Annotated in this window: 17 protein-coding genes and 1 pseudogene; 17 read left to right on the top strand and 1 reads right to left on the bottom strand. The window is 34.8% G+C overall.

Going from position 1 to position 18,926, the window contains the following annotated elements:
• Window positions 1-73 precede the first annotated feature (73 nt).
• The 9 genes and pseudogenes from ACE94K_RS10445 (at window position 74) to ACE94K_RS10405 (ending at window position 8,093) form a co-directional block, all read left to right on the top strand.
• The gene (locus tag ACE94K_RS10445; RefSeq protein WP_378183874.1) at window positions 74-877 is read left to right on the top strand and encodes a glycosyltransferase family 2 protein; all 804 of its coding nucleotides are present in this window, start codon (window positions 74-76) and stop codon (window positions 875-877) included.
• 2 nt (window positions 878-879) lie between these two features.
• Window positions 880-1,809 (top strand): glycosyltransferase family 2 protein, encoded by a 930-nt coding sequence (locus tag ACE94K_RS10440; protein WP_378183872.1) that lies wholly within the window; start codon window positions 880-882, stop codon window positions 1,807-1,809.
• Window positions 1,806-2,792, top strand: coding sequence for a glycosyltransferase (locus ACE94K_RS10435; protein WP_378183870.1), 987 nt, complete (start codon window positions 1,806-1,808; stop codon window positions 2,790-2,792). Before ACE94K_RS10440 ends, ACE94K_RS10435 begins: the two co-directional genes overlap by 4 nt.
• Entirely contained in the window at window positions 2,792-3,361 is a 570-nt protein-coding gene (locus ACE94K_RS10430; RefSeq protein WP_378183868.1) for an L-threonylcarbamoyladenylate synthase, read from the top strand. Before ACE94K_RS10435 ends, ACE94K_RS10430 begins: the two co-directional genes overlap by 1 nt.
• Before the next feature lie 100 nt (window positions 3,362-3,461).
• Window positions 3,462-4,910 (top strand): CCA tRNA nucleotidyltransferase, encoded by a 1,449-nt coding sequence (locus ACE94K_RS10425; protein ID WP_378183866.1) that lies wholly within the window; start codon window positions 3,462-3,464, stop codon window positions 4,908-4,910.
• A gap of 38 nt (window positions 4,911-4,948) precedes the next feature.
• A pseudogene (locus ACE94K_RS10420) lies at window positions 4,949-5,281 on the top strand (four helix bundle protein).
• Window positions 5,282-5,348: 67 nt separating this feature from the next.
• Window positions 5,349-6,377, top strand: a complete 1,029-nt coding sequence (locus ACE94K_RS10415) for a heme A synthase (RefSeq protein WP_378183864.1) — start codon at window positions 5,349-5,351, stop codon at window positions 6,375-6,377.
• Between the two features lie 56 nt (window positions 6,378-6,433).
• A complete protein-coding gene (locus tag ACE94K_RS10410; protein ID WP_378183862.1) occupies window positions 6,434-6,943 on the top strand; it encodes a hypothetical protein in 510 nt (169 codons plus the stop codon).
• A gap of 91 nt (window positions 6,944-7,034) precedes the next feature.
• Window positions 7,035-8,093, top strand: coding sequence for a nucleoid-associated protein (locus ACE94K_RS10405; protein WP_378183860.1), 1,059 nt, complete (start codon window positions 7,035-7,037; stop codon window positions 8,091-8,093).
• 74 nt (window positions 8,094-8,167) lie between these two features.
• Here ACE94K_RS10405 and ACE94K_RS10400 read toward each other — a convergent pair whose 3' ends face one another.
• Window positions 8,168-9,235, bottom strand: a complete 1,068-nt coding sequence (locus tag ACE94K_RS10400; protein WP_378183858.1) for a hypothetical protein — start codon at window positions 9,233-9,235, stop codon at window positions 8,168-8,170.
• A gap of 152 nt (window positions 9,236-9,387) precedes the next feature.
• Here ACE94K_RS10400 and ACE94K_RS10395 point away from each other — a divergent pair, with 152 nt between their 5' ends.
• From ACE94K_RS10395 to ACE94K_RS10360, 8 genes are all read left to right on the top strand, one after another.
• The gene (locus tag ACE94K_RS10395; protein WP_378183856.1) at window positions 9,388-10,287 is read left to right on the top strand and encodes an ABC transporter ATP-binding protein; all 900 of its coding nucleotides are present in this window, start codon (window positions 9,388-9,390) and stop codon (window positions 10,285-10,287) included.
• 4 nt (window positions 10,288-10,291) lie between these two features.
• Complete coding sequence (locus ACE94K_RS10390; protein WP_378183854.1) at window positions 10,292-11,131, top strand: ABC transporter permease; 840 nt, start codon at window positions 10,292-10,294, stop codon at window positions 11,129-11,131.
• 26 nt (window positions 11,132-11,157) lie between these two features.
• Window positions 11,158-14,571, top strand: a complete 3,414-nt coding sequence (locus ACE94K_RS10385; RefSeq protein ID WP_378183852.1) for a T9SS type B sorting domain-containing protein — start codon at window positions 11,158-11,160, stop codon at window positions 14,569-14,571.
• A gap of 79 nt (window positions 14,572-14,650) precedes the next feature.
• Window positions 14,651-16,657, top strand: a complete 2,007-nt coding sequence (uvrB, locus tag ACE94K_RS10380) for an excinuclease ABC subunit UvrB (RefSeq protein ID WP_378183850.1) — start codon at window positions 14,651-14,653, stop codon at window positions 16,655-16,657.
• A 180-nt stretch (window positions 16,658-16,837) separates the two neighbouring features.
• On the top strand, window positions 16,838-17,854 hold the full coding sequence (locus ACE94K_RS10375; protein ID WP_378183848.1) for an adenosine deaminase: 1,017 nt from the start codon (window positions 16,838-16,840) through the stop codon (window positions 17,852-17,854).
• Between the two features lie 252 nt (window positions 17,855-18,106).
• The gene (locus tag ACE94K_RS10370; protein ID WP_378183846.1) at window positions 18,107-18,358 is read left to right on the top strand and encodes a type II toxin-antitoxin system ParD family antitoxin; all 252 of its coding nucleotides are present in this window, start codon (window positions 18,107-18,109) and stop codon (window positions 18,356-18,358) included.
• Window positions 18,351-18,650: a type II toxin-antitoxin system RelE/ParE family toxin gene (locus ACE94K_RS10365; protein ID WP_378183843.1), complete on the top strand. Its 300-nt coding sequence runs from the start codon at window positions 18,351-18,353 to the stop codon at window positions 18,648-18,650. Before ACE94K_RS10370 ends, ACE94K_RS10365 begins: the two co-directional genes overlap by 8 nt.
• 77 nt (window positions 18,651-18,727) lie before the next feature.
• Window positions 18,728-18,919: a hypothetical protein gene (locus tag ACE94K_RS10360; protein ID WP_378183840.1), complete on the top strand. Its 192-nt coding sequence runs from the start codon at window positions 18,728-18,730 to the stop codon at window positions 18,917-18,919.
• Window positions 18,920-18,926: the final 7 nt, after the last annotated feature.

Genomic DNA, 18,926 nt, shown 5'->3' with positions numbered 1-18,926 from the left:
TATCATATATTCACCTTTTAGAATGAATATTTATTTCTAAAATCCTTTACTTTGTAACATAAATAATATTTTAATGAAAGTATATCCTAAATGCTCTTTAGTCACGCCTACGTATAATTGGCCAGAGGCTTTAGAACTATTACTTTTAAGTATAACAAAACAAACACATCTCCCTAATGAAGTCATAATAGCCGATGATGGATCCAGAGAAGATACAGCAGCGTTGATCAAGCGAATGCAAAAAGAATTCCCTGTACCATTACATCATATCTGGCATGAAGACAATAAAAATCAAAAGCCTGCTATTATGAATAAAGCCATAGCTAGTGCTAAGTTTGACTATATTCTAGAGATCGATGGTGATATTATTATGCATAAGGATTTTGTAAAAGATCATCTTTCTTTAGCAGAAAAAGATGTTTTTCTATATGGTAGTAGAGTAAATATACGAGAAGACTATTTGGACACTCTATTTGATAAAAAGCAAACGCATTTCAACTTCTTTTCAAAAGGCATCAAAAAAAGAGGACGTACCATACGTATTCCTTTTCTTGCTAATAGATATAAAACAGAAGACAAACGCTCTTCTAAACTAAGAGGTTGTAATATGTCTTTTTGGAGAGAAGATTTCTTAAAAATTAATGGTTTTAATGAATCTTTGACCGGTTGGGGTATTGATGATAGCGAGATGATCCAGCGTTTAATCAACATTGGAATAAAAGGAAAACGACTTAAATTTAAAGGAATCGTATACCATATTTACCATAAGGAACAAGATAAAAGTCATATCCATATAAACGAGATTATCGAGAAAGAAACCACAGAAAAGAAAATTACTTATATCGAAAAAGGAGTTGATCAATATCTAAAAGACTAATCATGTTTGATATTTCGGTTATTATCATTAATTATAATTCTGAAGAATATACTATAAATTGCATAAAATCGCTCTTAGAACAAACTTCAGCGCAGCTATTTTGCCAATATATCATAGTTGATAATGGTTCTGAACGTCAAAGCTATGTCAAGCTAAAGAAGTATGTAGATTCTATAAATATCATTCCACCAGTAGAATTAATTAGAAGTAACATCAACACTGGTTTTGGAGGTGGAAATATGATTGGTGTACAAAAAGCTACTGGAAGATATATCGCCTTTATTAACAATGATACAATTCTTGAAGATGATTGCTTGTCATCGTTAAAAAACTTTATGGACAAGCGATTAGATGTTGGTGTTTGTGGACCTCAAGCCTTCACAGAAGATAAAAAAATCTTACCTACAATAGATCATTTTGCGTCTTTAGGAAGAGAAATTCTTGGAAGAAAATTTCTTGAAAAATCCAATTCTAAAAAGTATCCAAAACGTAAAAAATTATACACAGAACCTAAACAAGGTCAATTCATCGCAGGAAGTTTTATGTTTTTCAGAGCTGATGACTTTAACATCATTGGAGGATTCGATACAAATATCTTTTTATACTACGAAGAAACCGATATTTGCAAACGTCTTGCTGGTATTAATAAATCTGCGTATCTCGTTCCAGAAGCTACATTTATACATTATCACGGTGCAAGTACCGAAAAATCAGTTGCAATTAAAACTGAATTAAAAATTTCCTTGATGTATATCATTAGAAAACATTACGGTATCATTCCGTTTTACATATTATTGACCTACTTACAGATTAGATATTTCTTTAGTAGTATTGTAAAACCAAAGTATTGGCCCTTATTTTATACTTTGTTATTACAGGCTCCACTCACGAGATCTTTAAAACACAAACAAAAAATTAAACCAGTACTATGAAAATATTGATCGTTGACAATTCAGGGATTATCCCAGCAATCAATTACGGAGGTATTGAACGAGTAATATGGGGGTTAGGAAAAGAATTGAATAAACTGGGACACGAAGTAGTTTATTTAGTCAGGCCTGGATCTCGATGTGATTTTGCAGAAGTATTAGCACTTAATCCTGATCAGGATTTAAATTCTCAAATACCAGATGATATTGATATAGCACATTTTAGTCATACGCCTCTTTATGAAGTCAATAAACCTTTCATTGTAACTATTCACACGAATCCACCAAAAGCCGAAATATTAGATATAAATACCGTTTTCATCTCTAAGAATCATGCCAACAGATTTGGATCATCGACCTTTGTATACAACGGTTTAGATTGGGACGACTATACAGACCCCGATTTGGATCAGGAAAGAACATATTTACATTTTTTGGGAAAAGCAGCCTGGAAAGTGAAAAATGTATTTGGTGCAGCCAAAATTGCCCTCGAATCAAAGAATAACCTACATATTTTAGGAGGAGAAAGATGGAACTTTCGAAATTTTAAAAGAGGTCTGAAATATGTTTTAAACCCTAAAATAATTTTTAGAGGTATGGTAAATAATGAAACCAAAATGGAGATCCTTAAGTATTCAAAAGGACTTCTATTTCCGGTAAAATGGCATGAACCATTCGGATTGGCCATTATTGAAAGTTTATATGCAGGTTGTGCTGTTTTCGGTACTAAAAATGGTTCGTTACCAGAATTAATAACTCCTGAAGTTGGTTTTACCGGTACCGGATCTGATGAAATTGCAGAAGCTATTCGAGAATTCGATTACAACCCCAAAAGATGCCACGAGTATGCCGTAAAATATTTTAATTCTAAAGTAATGACAACATCCTATCTAAAATTATATGATAAAGTTATTTCTGGAGAAACCATCAATAAAGAAGTCCCAAAGTATATAGACGCAGAGAATGTAGTTCCAAAATTCAACTAATGGAAGATCAAAGAGAAGAAATAGAAAAAACAATAGACGTTCTTAAAAAAGGAGGACTTATACTCTATCCTACCGATACCGTTTGGGGAATAGGATGTGATGCTACCAATGCAGAAGCAGTAGATAAAATATATGCTTTAAAACAAAGAGCAGATAGCAAAGCAATGCTATGCCTTGTCAGTGATTTTAAAATGCTTCAGCAATATGTAGAAGAAGTTCCAGAAGTGGCTTATGATATTCTCAAATTCGCTACAAAACCAACAACAATTATTTATGATCGTCCTTTGAGAGTAGCAGAAAATCTGATAGCAGCTGATAATACCCTAGGGATTAGAGTGGCTCGTGATCCCTTTTGCGGAAAACTTATTAGAAAATTTAAACGCCCTATTGTTTCTACCTCAGCAAATATTAGTGGAAAACCAACTCCTCGAAACTTTCAAGAAATGAGTAAAGAGATTTTGGAAGGCGTGGACTATGTCGTAAATTTGCCTTTGAAAAACAAAGATGCTAAACCTTCCTCCATTATTAAAATCGGAGGCGATAGCACCGTAAAAATTATAAGGAAGTAAAATATCAGCACCTTTGCATATAAGGTATCTATAAGAACAATTTTTGATTTCGGGAATACCCTCGAAACTTTAAAATCTCGATTATCGAGTACATTGATTCATGTCGGAAGAAAATAATTACAAAGAAGCATTACAACATGCTGTTTTTAATGCCATAACACAAGCTGCAGCTAATCTTAGTTTAGAAAGTTATGTTATTGGAGGCTTTGTTAGAGATCATATTTTACAAAGAGGTACTGCCAAGGATATCGATATTGTGGCGGTAGGCAGTGGAATTGAATTAGCAAAAGAAGTATCAAAATTACTTCCCGGAAACCCTAAAATTCAGATATTTAAAACCTATGGAACGGCAATGCTAAAAGCCGGCGATATCGAGGTTGAGTTTGTTGGTGCCAGAAAAGAATCTTATCGAGAAAATAGCAGGAATCCGATTGTAGAAAATGGAACATTACAAGATGATCAAAACAGAAGAGATTTTACGATCAATGCCTTGGCATTAAGTCTTTCTAAAGATAATTTTGGAGATATACTGGATCCGTTTGACGGGTTGGAAGATCTTCGTTCTAAAATTATCAGAACACCATTAGATCCAGATATCACATACTCTGACGATCCACTGCGAATGATGCGTGCTATTCGTTTTGCAACACAGTTAAATTTTAAGATCGAAGAGAAATCGCTAAAAGCAATTACCAAAAACAAGGATCGTATTAAAATCATTACTAAAGAACGTATTGTAGACGAACTAAATAAAATTTTATCAAGCGAAAAACCTTCTGTAGGATTTTTGCTTTTAGAAAAAACAGGTTTATTACCTTATATACTACCAGAGCTAGTTGCCTTAAAAGGTATTGACGAAGTAGAAGGACAACGCCATAAGGATAACTTTTATCATACCCTAGAAGTTGTAGATAATATTTCTGAAAATACAGATGATCTATGGCTGCGTTGGGCTGCGTTGTTACACGATATTGGAAAGGCTCCTACTAAAAGATTTAGCAAAAAAGTTGGATGGACATTTCATGGCCACGAGTTTGTTGGTTCTAAAATGGTCTATAAACTATTTAAGCGTTTAAAAATGCCCTTAAATGACAAAATGAAGTTTGTTCAGAAAATGGTTTTAATGAGCTCGCGTCCAATTGTTATTGCATCAGATGTGACAGATGCTGCTGTACGACGGCTGGTATTTGATGCTGGTGATTATATTGAAGAATTGATGACGCTTTGCGAAGCAGATATTACCACCAAAAATCCCAAACGCTTTAAGAAGTACCATAACAATTTCAAGATCGTTCGCCAGAAAATGGTGGAAGTAGAGGAACGTGATCATATCCGTAACTTTCAGCCTCCTGTGAGCGGAGAAGAAATTATGGAAACTTTCAATATAAAACCCTCTCGTGAAATAGGCATTATCAAAGAGGCAATCAAAGAAGCTATTCTGGAGGGAGAAATACCTAATGAACACGAAGCTGCCTATGAATTTATGATAAAAAAAGGAGAAGAACTGGGGTTGAAGAGTAATAAAGTATCTAAGACACAAAGAAATTGAGTGATTTAGTTTTGCTGGCTTAGTAATTTATAAAGCTTATGGGTACGTTTAAAGACTTATTAATTTGGCAGAAATCTATTGAATTAGTTACTCAAATTTATTCTGAAACTAAAGACTTTCCTGCTGATGTACAATATGGATTGACATCACAAATTAGAAGATCAAGTATATCTATTCCAAGTACTATTGTAGAAGGGTATGGAAGATTAGATAAAAACAACTAATTACGATTCTTAAATATTGCTATGAGTTCTCTTTTTGAACTACAAACCCAGTTAGAAATTTCTAAAAACTTAAATTTTCTCAATAAAGAAAAATTTGAGGTTATCTTTGAAAACACAAGAGAAATTGAGCGTATGTTAGCTAGTTAAATAAGGAAAATCAAAATATTTTAAATACTTAGGTACTTAGATACTTTTAAACTTAGATTCTAAAAAAATGAAAAAATACTTTAGACCACTTGTAATTACTTCTGTTGTGCTTATCTATTTGATTATAATTGCCGGAGCAGTGGTAAGGATGACAGGATCAGGAATGGGATGTCCTGATTGGCCTAAATGTTTTGGATACTATATTCCGCCGACGGAAGAGGCACAAATTCAATGGAAACCCAATCACGAATATCAGAAAGGGTTTATTGTAATCCTAAACGAAGAATTAAGAATCGCTGCCAAAGATTTTACATCTTCATCTACATTCACCCCATCGAATTGGGAACCCTATACGAAACACGACTATGCTAAATTTAATGTATGGCATACCTGGATCGAATATATCAATAGGCTGGTTACCGTGCTATCCGGAATCCCCATCTTATTAATGTTTATTTTATCATTATGGTTCTGGAAAGAAAAACGAAAGATAACACTGTTTTCAGGATTAACGATTATTGCCATGGGATTTCAGGCATGGTTGGGTAAAATTGTAGTGGACTCTAATTTGTTACCTCTCAGAATTACCGTACATATGCTTGTCGCTTTTATCATTTTGGCAATTTTGCTCTATATATTATTCCTGACCAGAGATCGAAATATTTCAGTTGCATTTAATAAAAAGTTTAAAAGCGTTTTGGTCTTTTCAGTTATACTTACTTTAATTCAGGTAGCTTTAGGAACTCAGGTAAGGCAATATGTGGATGAACAGATCAAAATCATAGGAGAACTTGCCAAATCAGAATGGCTAAATCCCCCTACACTTACTTTTTATATACACAGATCATTTTCCATTTTGATTGTCCTAATCAATGGCTGGTTATTATGGTACAATAAAAAAATGCAACTGAAATTGACCAAATTGAATTGGGTCATTGTACTTATTGGTTTAGAAGCTTTAACCGGGATCATTATGTACTATTTTGATTTTCCTTTTTTATCCCAACCTTTACATCTAGTAATTTCATCTTTGCTATTTGGAGTACAGTTTTACATATTGCTAGAGGTGTTCAAAAATAAATCTATTGAAACCTGAAAATTTAAAATAGTCAGAAACAAGTTTGTATCTTTGTGCCTCCAAATTAATCAAGAATGATTTACCGCTTCAGAATTATCCTGGATACCGAAGAAGATGTATTTAGAGATATCGAAATAGAACAAGATGCGACTTTAGAGCAGTTTCACGATGTCATCAACCAATCCTTTGGTTTTGATGGTATGGAAATGGCCTCTTTTTATACGAGTGATGAGCAATGGAATCAAGGAGAAGAAATTTCTCTTTTTGATATGAGCGATGGTAATCAACCGGTAAGATTGATGAATGAAACCACATTGCTAGATGTAGTTCACGAAGCTTCCCCAAGATTGATTTACATATATGATTTTCTAAGTATGTGGACTTTTTTAGTGGAACTGGCTGAAATTGCTGATTATGAAAACGGTAGAGAGTATCCCAATGTGATGTTTGTGCACGGACAACTACCAGATAATGCGCCGGACAAAGAATTCAAAACAGATGAATTTGATGAAAATGATGACGAAGAAGGTTTCTTGGATCTTGATGATTATGATGAACTTGGATTCGATGAAAATTGGAATTAAATCTTGAGTATTTAAGCTTCTTAGAATCAAAGAATATATTCACAACTGAAATTAAATAGATCCCAGCCTTCGCCGGGATGACATATACGTTATGATCAACTTATACAGCACCCAAATAGAGTCGCTTTCGATTCACAGAATAGGTAATAAAAGTAGAAATGAGAATATTTTTCTTTCAGATGCTCCTTATACACTAAATGATGAGCTAACGGCTCTACTAAAAGAATATTTCTTCAAACCATTTAGAGAAAAAGAAGAGAATTATTTTCAGTTTGTCAATGAAGTAGATGTAGAATTCAATCCACTCTATAAAATAGTTACCGAAATTTTTAACAATCCATCTTCTGCTCACGAAAAATCAAAAAGAATTGCTTCTCTTTTGTACGAACAGTCACAACATCCTCATATTAAAAGTGGAGAAGTATATGTTACCTACTTAGAAAACCTAACCATTGATAACGAAAAAACAAGTGCTGTTGGGATTTTTAAATCAGAATTGAAATACGATTTCCTGCAATTTGAAGAAAAAGGAACTAATTTAGAACTACTCCATCAACAAGGAGTAAATCTGAACAAGCTTGATAAAGGATGTTTGATCTTTAATCACAAAAAAGAAGAAGGATATAAAATTCTTTCAGTCGACTCTAATCGCTACGATACTAAATATTGGCTAGAACATTTCTTGGGGGTTGAAGCTTTTGCCGACGAAAACTTCTATACCAAAAAATATATGAAATTTTGCCAGGACTTTGCCAAAGATGTGGTATTACCTGCAGAAGACAAAAAGGAGGAAGTAATGTTTATGAATCGAGCGGTAAATCATTTTGCAAAAAATGACACGTTTGAAGAATCTGCTTTTATAAATGAAGTCATTGACAATCCCGATTTAATTCCAGAATTTAAGCATTATAAGACAGAGAAAGCTCCAAAATATCATATTGAAGATCTTACAGAATTCCCAATTGCGAACACCGCTGTTTCAGCAGCAAGAAAAAAGATGAAAAACACTATCAATCTGGATACCAATATCCAGATTAAAATGGATTTCATCAATCCGGAATCTGCCGAAAAATTTGTAGAAAAAGGGTGGGATGAAGAAAAACAGATGTACTACTATTTGGTATATTTTAATAAAGAGCAGAAGGATTAATATAGAGATCAGGATGTGATTATTTGAGTTAATAATCTTAAAACTCAAATACTCAAATACCCACCTCGCACCTATTAACCTTCCAGCAACCGCTTCATATTTACATTCTCGTAGTTTCTTCTTACAAAATCCAACGCAGTTTTTAAAATTTCGCCCATGGTTTTACTTCTGCGAAACTTTAGATCCAAGGTAAAATTATAAAGATGTTCTCTTAACTCCTTTATATTTTCCTCTGTAGAAATAGTATCCTTACACATACATTTCACCAATGTTTCATATCGAGATCTCGAGTTTAAAATTCGCTTTGCTAAAACAGAACGTTCTTCTTTTTTATATTGTTCGATAGAGTTGGGCTGTAGCTTCTTCATCACAATGTCAACCATATCAAAATTCTCTTTAAAAAATTGAGGCTGATATACTTTTAGTTTTCCTTCAAAACATTGTTGATCAAAATCGATGGCCCTGATTTTATACTCTACGTGATCAAAATCGTGGATCGGAATAATGACATAATTATAAGAACGCATATCGCCCAACAGGCGCATCTGGCATCGCTCATTGAATTTTACGAATTCTTTAGCAATCTGTGATTTGGCTTGATCACTAAGATCCGGTAAAAAATCCTTGATAAATACGTCTCCCGGAATTCCGGCGATATGTTCTTCTATCAAAGTGTTTTTATATACCAAAAAGTTGATCCTATTTGGTGAAAACATATGCTCCAGCTCTAATCCATAAATTCTGGATGCATCAGCTTTCTTTACATATATATAAGTGTAATTATCATTCAGGATATTTCTTACTCGAACTCTAAAAGGTTTAGAATTTCCGAAGGTACAGTAATCAATAGCATCAATATTCAAAAATTCTATAGCATCTTCGTTACCATCAGAATGTAATATGGTATAAACTTTTTTTAAACTCGACTCGATCTCAGGCCGCTCGTGTTCTTCATAGTAAACACGAACCCACAACGTATCTTCATCATTACTATCGTATACAACGATCGAACCTGAAAACCTTAACAAATCATCATAAAACACAGGTATTTTAATTTTACGATTGCATTCCTTTAGGTAACTATCCAGGCTATCATTAATTGGATATGTAGGTTTCTTTTTAGACATTAACTTTTCTTCCATATTCTCACAGCTTTCAGTTGGCAATTTACAAAACCTGACTTCAAATTATTATATATCCTTTAGAAATACTTTAGAGAGAAACTTCAGGGTTGCTTGTAACAAAAATGTACTCCAGTCGTCTACTATATTATAACCGCCAAAAGAAATTACAATTGGAAACCATTCTAACTCTGAAGAATCTTACAAAAAGATTTGGACCTATAACCGCAGTCAAAGATCTTTCTTTTACCATAAAAAAAGGAAATGTTTATGGAATACTTGGACCTAATGGAAGTGGTAAATCAACGACGCTCGGAATTGTGCTTAACGTAGTCAATAAAACCTCGGGAGATTTTACCTGGTTTGACGGAAACTCCTCAACTCACGATGCGCTGAAAAAAGTAGGAGCCATCATAGAACGTCCTAATTTTTATCCTTATATGACCGCGTCGCAAAACCTAAAACTGGTATGTCAAATTAAGGGAGTTCCTACGGATAAAATAGATGAAAAATTAAAGCTTGTCGGGCTTTTAGAGCGAAAGGATAGCAAATTCAGAACTTTTTCTCTAGGTATGAAACAACGATTAGCAATCGCATCTGCATTACTGAATGATCCTGAAATTTTAATTCTGGACGAACCCACCAATGGATTAGACCCTCAGGGAATTCATCAGATAAGGGAAATTATTAAGGTCATCGCTTCTCAAGGAACCACTATACTCTTGGCATCTCACCTACTAGACGAAGTAGAAAAAGTATGTAGCCACGTTGTGATCATTCGTAAAGGAGTAAAACTATATTCGGGTCCTGTTGATGAAATGAATGCAAGTCACGGTTTCTTCGAACTTAAAAGTAATCAAAACAGCATACTTAAAAAGTGGTTAAGTGAACAAAACACTTTTGGGAATATTAAGGAGGAAGAGGGCAAACTTATAGCTTTTTTAAATAGCGAATTAGATGCAGAGAGTTTAAATAAACAGTTATATGAAGCTGGTATTACGCTAACCCATCTTGTAAAAAGAAAAGAAAGCCTTGAAGAACAGTTCCTACAATTAACCAACAATTTAAACTAAAGCAATGTTACGATTACTCAATATAGAATTTCAAAAATTACGATATAATAAATCGGCTAAAGTACTGACAATAACCTATTTTATTCTAATCACTTTAATTTCTCTAATCGCCTCTTATGAATTTAGTTTCGGTGGGGTTAATTTCAGATTAGCAGATCAGGGAATTTTTAATTTTCCATATATATGGCACTTCAATGCTTGGATTGCCGCTTGGTTAAAATTATTCTTGGCTATTGTTATAGTTTCTATGATGGCTAATGAATACTCCAACAGAACATTAAAGCAGAACTTAATAGACGGTTTGAGTAAAAAAGAATTTATAGCATCTAAATTTCTTACTGTCGTTGTTTTTTCATTAGTATCTACCCTATTTTTATTTATCGTTTCATTAATACTCGGACTTATTTTTTCTGATTATAATGAGATTTCAATTATTCTTTCTGATTTAGAATTCATTCTGGCATATTTTGTCAAACTCGTTGGATTCTTTTCATTCTGCATGTTTTTAGGAGTTCTTATAAAACGTTCTGCTTTTGCATTAGGATTTTTGATTTTCTGGCAACTTATCGAATTGGCATTCAGATTATTTTCCGGGTTGATCAAATGGAAATTTGATTCGGATATCATTGATAAAATCATACCTTTTTTACCTTTAGACAGTATGGCCAATCTGGTGAATGAGCCTTGGTCTAGATTAAATTTCGTACAATCGGCTGCTAACCAGTTAGGAGAAAACTTCCAGAGAGACTACGCTGTACATTGGTATGAAATTATTATTGTTCTGGTTTGGACCGCAATATTTGTGAGACTTTCATATTATCTTCTTAAAAAGAGAGATTTGTAATATCTTTGAGTTTTTGAACTCAACTCATGAAACACATATCATTTGTCCTTTTATTTTTATTAGGTGCAACTTTATTTGCACAGGGAGAAGCTAATAATTGGTATTTTGGGCAAAATGCAGGAGTAAATTTTAGTACAACGCCTCCTACTCCGCTGACCGATGGAAGAATCAACACTTTAGAAGGTTGCACTACAATATCGGATGCTACAGGAGGTCTTCTTTTTTACACAGATGGTTCCACAATTTTTACACGGAATCACGATATTATGCTAAATGGTGTTGATCTTAGAGGAGATACATCAAGTACTTCATCTGCTTTGATTGTACCTCAGCCAAACACACCTAATATTTATATTGTTTTTACGGTAGATGAGCCTCATCACTTTAATGCTGATAATGATCCTAACACTTTTGATGGAGATGGTGTAAATGATGGCTTGTTGTATTCTATTGTCGACATGACTTTGGATGGTGGAAATGGAGCGGTGGTAGCCGGGCAAAAAAATGTTCCATTAATTACCTATGACACCTCTGACCCTGCTGAAAGTTTATATAAATGTTCAGAAAAAATTACGGCTGTAAAAAGCGATGATTGTGATTCGTTTTGGGTGATTACCCATTTTATAGATACCTATTATGCATTTATGGTAGACCAAACAGGAGTTAACACGACTCCGATAACCTCTCAGGTAGGAGTTACTGTGCCGGTTTCAGGATATCGAAGAAATGCTTTAGGATACCTCAAAGCTTCTCCAGAAGGAGATAAGTTGGCTGTGGTGCATTTTGGACTCACCAATGTAACCGGAGGTGATGGACCGGGTAAAGTTTTGTTTTACGATTTCGATAACAGCACGGGTATTGTTAGTAACGAAATAGAATTATATGATGGAGATGCTCCTTATGGTATAGAGTTTTCACAAAGCGGTGAACGTTTATATACAACGGTTGGTGAAGGAAATGGTGGATTTGGTAATGGATTTTTAATGCAATTTGACCTCACCTTACCAGATACTCAAATAGCTGCAAGCGGAACAAGAATTTTAAATGAGAACGGACAAGATACTTCTAATTTTAGTGCCGGCGCATTACAATTAGGCCCAGATGGCAGAATATATAGAGCCTTGTACGATTTTGACTCTGGAACCGGTAATTACCTTGGAGTTATAGAAAATCCCGAAGCTGTGGCTGCCAACGTAAATTATCGAGATCAGGGACTATTACTTAATGTAGATGGTAGAAGAGGCTCAAGGATAGGTCTACCTCCTTTTATCCAATCAATTTTTGCGCAAACCATCGATATCATTAACAGTGGAGATCCTAATAATGTCAATCTTGTTTTATGTGAAGGAGACACTTATCGATTAGAGTATCAAGATATCCCTTCTGCTACATATACCTGGTTTGTGGACGATATTCAGATTACAGATACCAATTTCTTTCTTGATATTACCACAACAGGCAATTATCGATTAGAAGTAGATCTTAACGATGGTAGCTGCCCGTTGATAGGTGTAGCAAACGTAACTTTTTTTGAAGTTCCTTCTGTTCAAAATACTCCAGCCAATCAAATTATTTGCGATGATAATAATGATGGCATTACAGACTTGGATCTTTCCGTATTTGATACTACCATTCTGGGGACACAAGACCCTAATCAGTTTCAAATACGCTATTTTAGATCAATTGCTGATGCGAACGCAGCTCTAAATGAATTGCCTCAAAATTTCACTACTGAAAACAATCCACAAACTATTGCCGCCAGAATCGAAAACATCGGAAATATCGATTGCTACGATACAACTAGTTTTCAAATAGAAATTTTTAATGAACCAACTGCATTCGCTACTAGTCCAATTCTTGCCTGTGATAATGCGGATGATGGAGATGACACCAACGGAATGATCGCTTATGACTTAACTACTGCTAATACAGATATTTATAATGGTCAAAGTGTTTCTGATTACACTATTACCTATCACACTACACTTTTGGATGCTGAAAACGGTACTAATGCCATCGTAGATCCAACAAACGCTGTGTTATCAAGTACAATGACTGCAGTATATGCAAGACTTGAAAATAATGTAAATCCGGATTGTTTTGACACTTTGGAAATTCCGGTAACCATTAATATTTTACCAGAAGCTAATGATACATCCTTAACTCAATGTGACGAATATATGAATACCAATGACGGTATCACATTATTTAATCTAAATGAGGCCTCAGATCAAATTACCGGAGGAGTAGCAGACCGCTCCCTCTTATTTTTCGAAGATTTAACTTCAGCAGATGCCGGAACGCCATCCATTATGAATACCACTAGTTATCAAAATACCGTTCCTAATCAGCAGATTTTTGTTAGGGTTACTAATGATGTTACTGGCTGTTTCAGAATAGCGACATTAGATCTTGTAGTCAGTACGACGTCTGCCAATGATGCAACGTTAGCTGTATGTGATGACGATGGTATTGAAGATGGTTTTAGAGAATTCGATCTTATCCAAGCTGATGCACAGATCTTACTTGGTATCGTAAGTCCAAACCTTTCCATTAATTATTATGAAACTACCGAGGATGCATTAAATGAAACAAATCCAATCACTCGCTACACGAATACAACCGCTGGTACTCAAGGACAAGATATTGTATATGCAAGAGTTGAAGACGATTTAAATCAGTGCTTTGGAATCAATGAGGTGGCACTTTTTGTCAATCCTCTACCTGATATCGAAGATCAAGATGAAGCATTTCTATGTGAAGGCACCAATATTATTATTGATTCAGGATTAGAATCCGGAAATCCAAATAATTTCGACTATCTATGGTCTACGGGAGAAACTACAGAAAGTATTACAATTAATACTGCAATGGACTATTCAGTTACTGTTACTAACCGCATAACAGGATGTAACAAGGATCGAACCGTATCTGTTACTAATTCTGCACCAGCTACAATTAATAATATTGAAATCAATGATGCTTCTAATAATAATACGGTCACTATCAATGTCACTGGATCTGGTAATTACGAATTTGCCATAGCCTTTAACGGAAGTAATATCAGAACCTATCAGGACAGCCCTACATTTACAGATGTCCCGCCCGGGTTTCATACTGTATACATTAGAGATAAAAACGGATGCGACCCTGAAACTATTCAGGATATTTCTGTGGTAGGATTTCCTAAATATTTTACACCTAATGGGGATGGTTTTCACGAAACCTGGAATGTAGAAGGCATATCATCTCAAGTTCTGGGCAATTCTATCATTTATATTTTTGATCGTAGCGGAAAGTTAATAAAACAATTGGTTCCTTCAGGTAATGGTTGGGATGGAACATATGGCGGAAGGTTAATGCCATCAAGCCAATATTGGTTTCGGGTACAATTAGGAGACGGCAGAATTCGTACTGGAAGTTTTTCTTTAATACGATAAACTTTACCCAAAATTTATACACTCTTTTAAAAATAGTAGTAGTATTCTGTATCTTTATTCAGAAAAGAAAGCGCATACCATGAAGTTCGAACTCAAGTCAGATTTTAAGCCCACCGGAGACCAACCTGAAGCGATAAAACAACTAGTAAATGCAATAGAAGCAGGAGAAAGATACCAGACACTTTTGGGGGTAACCGGATCCGGTAAAACGTTTACAGCCGCCAATGTCATTTCTCAGGTACAGCGACCCACTCTAGTATTGGCGCATAATAAAACCCTGGCAGCTCAGCTATATTCTGAGTTCAAGCAATTTTTTCCTGAGAACGCTATAGAATATTTTGTTTCTTATTATGATTATTATCAACCAGAAGCCTATATCCCGACTACGGGAACTTATATAGAAAAGGATCTATCGATTAACGATGAGATCGAAAAACTGCGATTAAGCGCTACCTCTTCCCTACTTTCAGGGCGCAGAGATGTATTAGTAGTTGCTTCGGTTTCGTGCTTGTACGGTATTGGAAATCCGATCGAATTTCAGAAGAATGTAATTTCTATCCAACAAGGACAATTCGTATCAAGAACAGCATTACTCCATAAATTGGTTCAAAGTTTATACTCCAGAACTGAAGGAGATTTCCGCCACGGAAACTTTAGAATTAAGGGAGATACCGTAGATATTTTTCCGAGCTATGCGGATGATGCATTTAGAGTACATTTTTTTGGTGATGAAATTGAAGAAATAGAGGCCTTTGATGTTCAAACTAATGAAATTATAGAAAAATATGACCGCTTAAATATCTATCCTGCTAATATGTTCGTTACCTCTCCGGATGTATTACACGGAGCTATTGATCAAATCGCTTTGGACCTTGGAAAACAAGTAGAATATTTTAAAGAAATAGGAAAATTTCTAGAAGCCAAGAGATTAGAAGAGCGCACCAACTTTGATTTAGAAATGATCAAAGAGTTGGGCTACTGTTCCGGAATCGAAAATTATTCTCGCTATCTTGATGGTAGAGAACCGGGAACCAGACCTTTCTGTCTATTGGACTACTTCCCTGATGACTATTTGATGATTGTAGATGAAAGCCACGTAACCATTCCACAAACACATGCGATGTATGGTGGTGACCGATCCAGAAAAGAAAATTTGGTAGAATATGGTTTCAGACTTCCGGCTGCTATGGATAACAGGCCCTTAAAGTTTGAAGAGTTTGAAGCACTTCAAAATCAAGTCATCTATATCAGTGCTACTCCGGCAGATTATGAATTACAAAAAAGTGAAGGAACTTATGTAGAACAAATCATCCGTCCGACCGGATTACTGGATCCCATTATAGAAGTACGACCTAGTCTCAACCAGATAGATGATCTGATTGAAGAAATGCACAAACGTATCGAAAAAGATGAGCGAATATTAGTGACGACCCTGACCAAACGGATGGCAGAAGAACTGACTAAATACCTGACCAGAATTGACATTAGATGTCGCTATATACATAGTGATGTAGACACGCTAGAACGGGTAGAGATTATGCAGGATTTACGAAAAGGACTTTTTGATGTACTGATTGGTGTAAATCTGCTTCGAGAAGGGTTGGATTTGCCTGAAGTATCTTTAGTTGCAATCCTGGACGCGGACAAAGAAGGATTTTTACGAAATAACAGATCTCTTACCCAAACCATCGGTAGAGCTGCAAGAAATGTAAACGGGTTGGCGATTTTATATGCTGATAAGATCACGCACAGTATGCAGGAGACTATTGATCAAACCAATTATCGTCGCGAAAAACAAATTGCATATAACACTAAACACGGAATTACACCTACGGCTATCAAAAAATCCTTAGATAATGCTCTAGCAGGTAAAAAAGTAGAACCCTATCAATTTGAAACTGCTCCGACCTTAAAAGCAGCTGAAGAAGAAACTGCTTATTATACCAAAGATCAGTTAGAGACTCGTATTCGAAATGTTAGAAAAGAAATGGAAAAAGCTGCAAAAGAACTTGATTTTATGACCGCAGCCAGATTACGAGATGAAATTAAAATGCTACAAGCAAAAGTGCAAGATCAAAAAGTATAGTTTTTGTAAAATAGTTATAGAAAATTAAGCAAAAAGGCGGTGTCGACGAACAGAATACCGACCTGTTCAATTCGGATTTGCTTTGTAAATTGTTTTACGTAGCCTTACACTTAGCTCAGCAGGACGTTGAGTGAAGCCGAAGTATTAAAAACAAAAAAGAACACAAAATTTAAAACGAATATGGCATCTATAGAAGAATTCATACAAGGCATTCCTAAAACAGAACTTCATCTACATATAGAAGGAACATTTGAACCTGAGTTAATGTTCGAGATTGCCAAAAGAAACCAAAAGAAGATTCCATACAACTCTATTCTAGAATTGAAAAACGCTTATAAATTCAATAACCTCCAGGAGTTTTTGGACATCTATTATGCTGGGGCTGATGTATTGATAACAGAACAGGATTTTTATGATCTTACCTGGGCATATCTCACAAAAGTACACGAACAAAACGTAGTACATGTGGAGATATTTTTCGACCCTCAAACACATACAGATCGAGGGATTCCTTTTGAAACGGTAATTAAAGGTATCCGATCTGCGCTAGAAGACGGTACATTAAAACTGGGAATTACTTATAAATTGATCCTTTCGTTTTTAAGACATCTGGATGAAGCATCTGCTTTTAAAATCTTAGAAGAAGCATTGCCCTATAAAGATTGGATCAGTGCCGTAGGATTAGACTCATCAGAGGTTGGTAATCCTCCATCAAAGTTTGAAAGGGTTTTTGCTAAATCGATCGAAGAAGGTTTTCTAACGGTAGCCCACGCAGGTGAAGAAGGTCCAGCGGAGTATATTTGGGAAGCCCTGGATTTGCTAAAAGTTAGCAGAATTGATCACGGTAACCGTTGTCTTGATGATATAGCATTAGTAAAACGACTTGCTGATATGCAAATACCACTAACCGTATGTCCGTTATCCAATTTAGAATTAAAAGTAGTACAAAACTTGAAAGAACATCCTATAGCTGAGATGATGAAAAAAAATCTATTGGTCACGGTTAATTCTGATGATCCCGCTTATTTTGGAGGATATATGAACGAAAATTATTTGGGAATTGCCAAAGCTTTACACCTTTCTAAAAACCAAATCACAACCTTAGTAAAAAATAGTTTTAAAGCAAGTTGGTTACCAGACGAGGAAAAAGAAAAGAGAATTCGGGAGATTGATGCCTATTTTATTACAAACTCTTAAGATAAAATCGACTTAACGAATCATTTTGGCCATACTCCATACATTTGTACGCTAGGATATTTTCCTTTTCTTTAATCAAATCTTAAAAAATAACCGTCGAATGAAACGTTTATTATACGTTTGTAAACGGTTACAATCAAATTTTATAATAGAAATATATGTAACAGTTTACATACAAACTTGTTGTGTGCAATTTGGGGAATTTGTTTATTATACCAATTTTTGGTATATTCAACGTAAATTAGTACTCAAATGAACAAAAACACATCTATATCACTTGGAAGTTATTTCGACCAATTCGTGCAAAATAGTATAAGCGAAGGAAGATTCAAGAACGTTAGTGAAGTTATTCGTGCTGGATTAAGACTTTTAGAAGAAGAAGAAACTAAAGTAATTGCATTGAAGAAAGCTATTCAAGAAGGAATTGACAGTGGAATAGCTCACGACTTTGACCCAAAAAAACATCTTGAATCTCTAAAAGCGAAAAAGCAGTCGAATGGCTGAATATAAATTGACCAATAAAGCTGTTGAGGATTTATCAAAGATTTGGGATTATACTTTTGAGGTTTGGTCGGAAAAACAAGCTGACAAATATTACACAGAACTGATTTCTAATTGTCAAGAAATTGCAGAAAACCCAGATATAGGGAAATCCTACGATGGAATATCAAAGCAACTTCTCGGAATGAATACACATCGACATATCATATTCTACAGAACTTTGAACGAAAATTATGTTGAAATAACGAGAATATTGCACGAAAGAATGGATTTAAAAAAACGAATAGCTGAATAAAAACTGCACACAACACCATTTATAATTCATCGCTAGTACTCGCAACGAAATCATACACAAAACCGCTAGCATTGGTTATGGAAGCAATTTTTGAAATTATAATTATCCTAATCTTCTCCTATCCTGGAGCAGGATTTAGATGGTTCATTTCGAGGTTTTGGAAATCTAAAAAAACTTTCAAAGATTTTTTAAACGATGATTCATATATGAATGGAATAATTGGTTTATTGGTACTTTCTGCTCCTGTAATAATATATAATCTAATCTAACCAATTT

Origin of the sequence: Aquimarina besae (assembly GCF_042434905.1) — a bacterium.
Classification (GTDB): Bacteria; Bacteroidota; Bacteroidia; order Flavobacteriales; family Flavobacteriaceae; genus Aquimarina.
The sequence above is the reverse complement of the archived record's forward strand: the minus strand, read 5'-3'. Positions and strand labels throughout refer to the sequence as shown.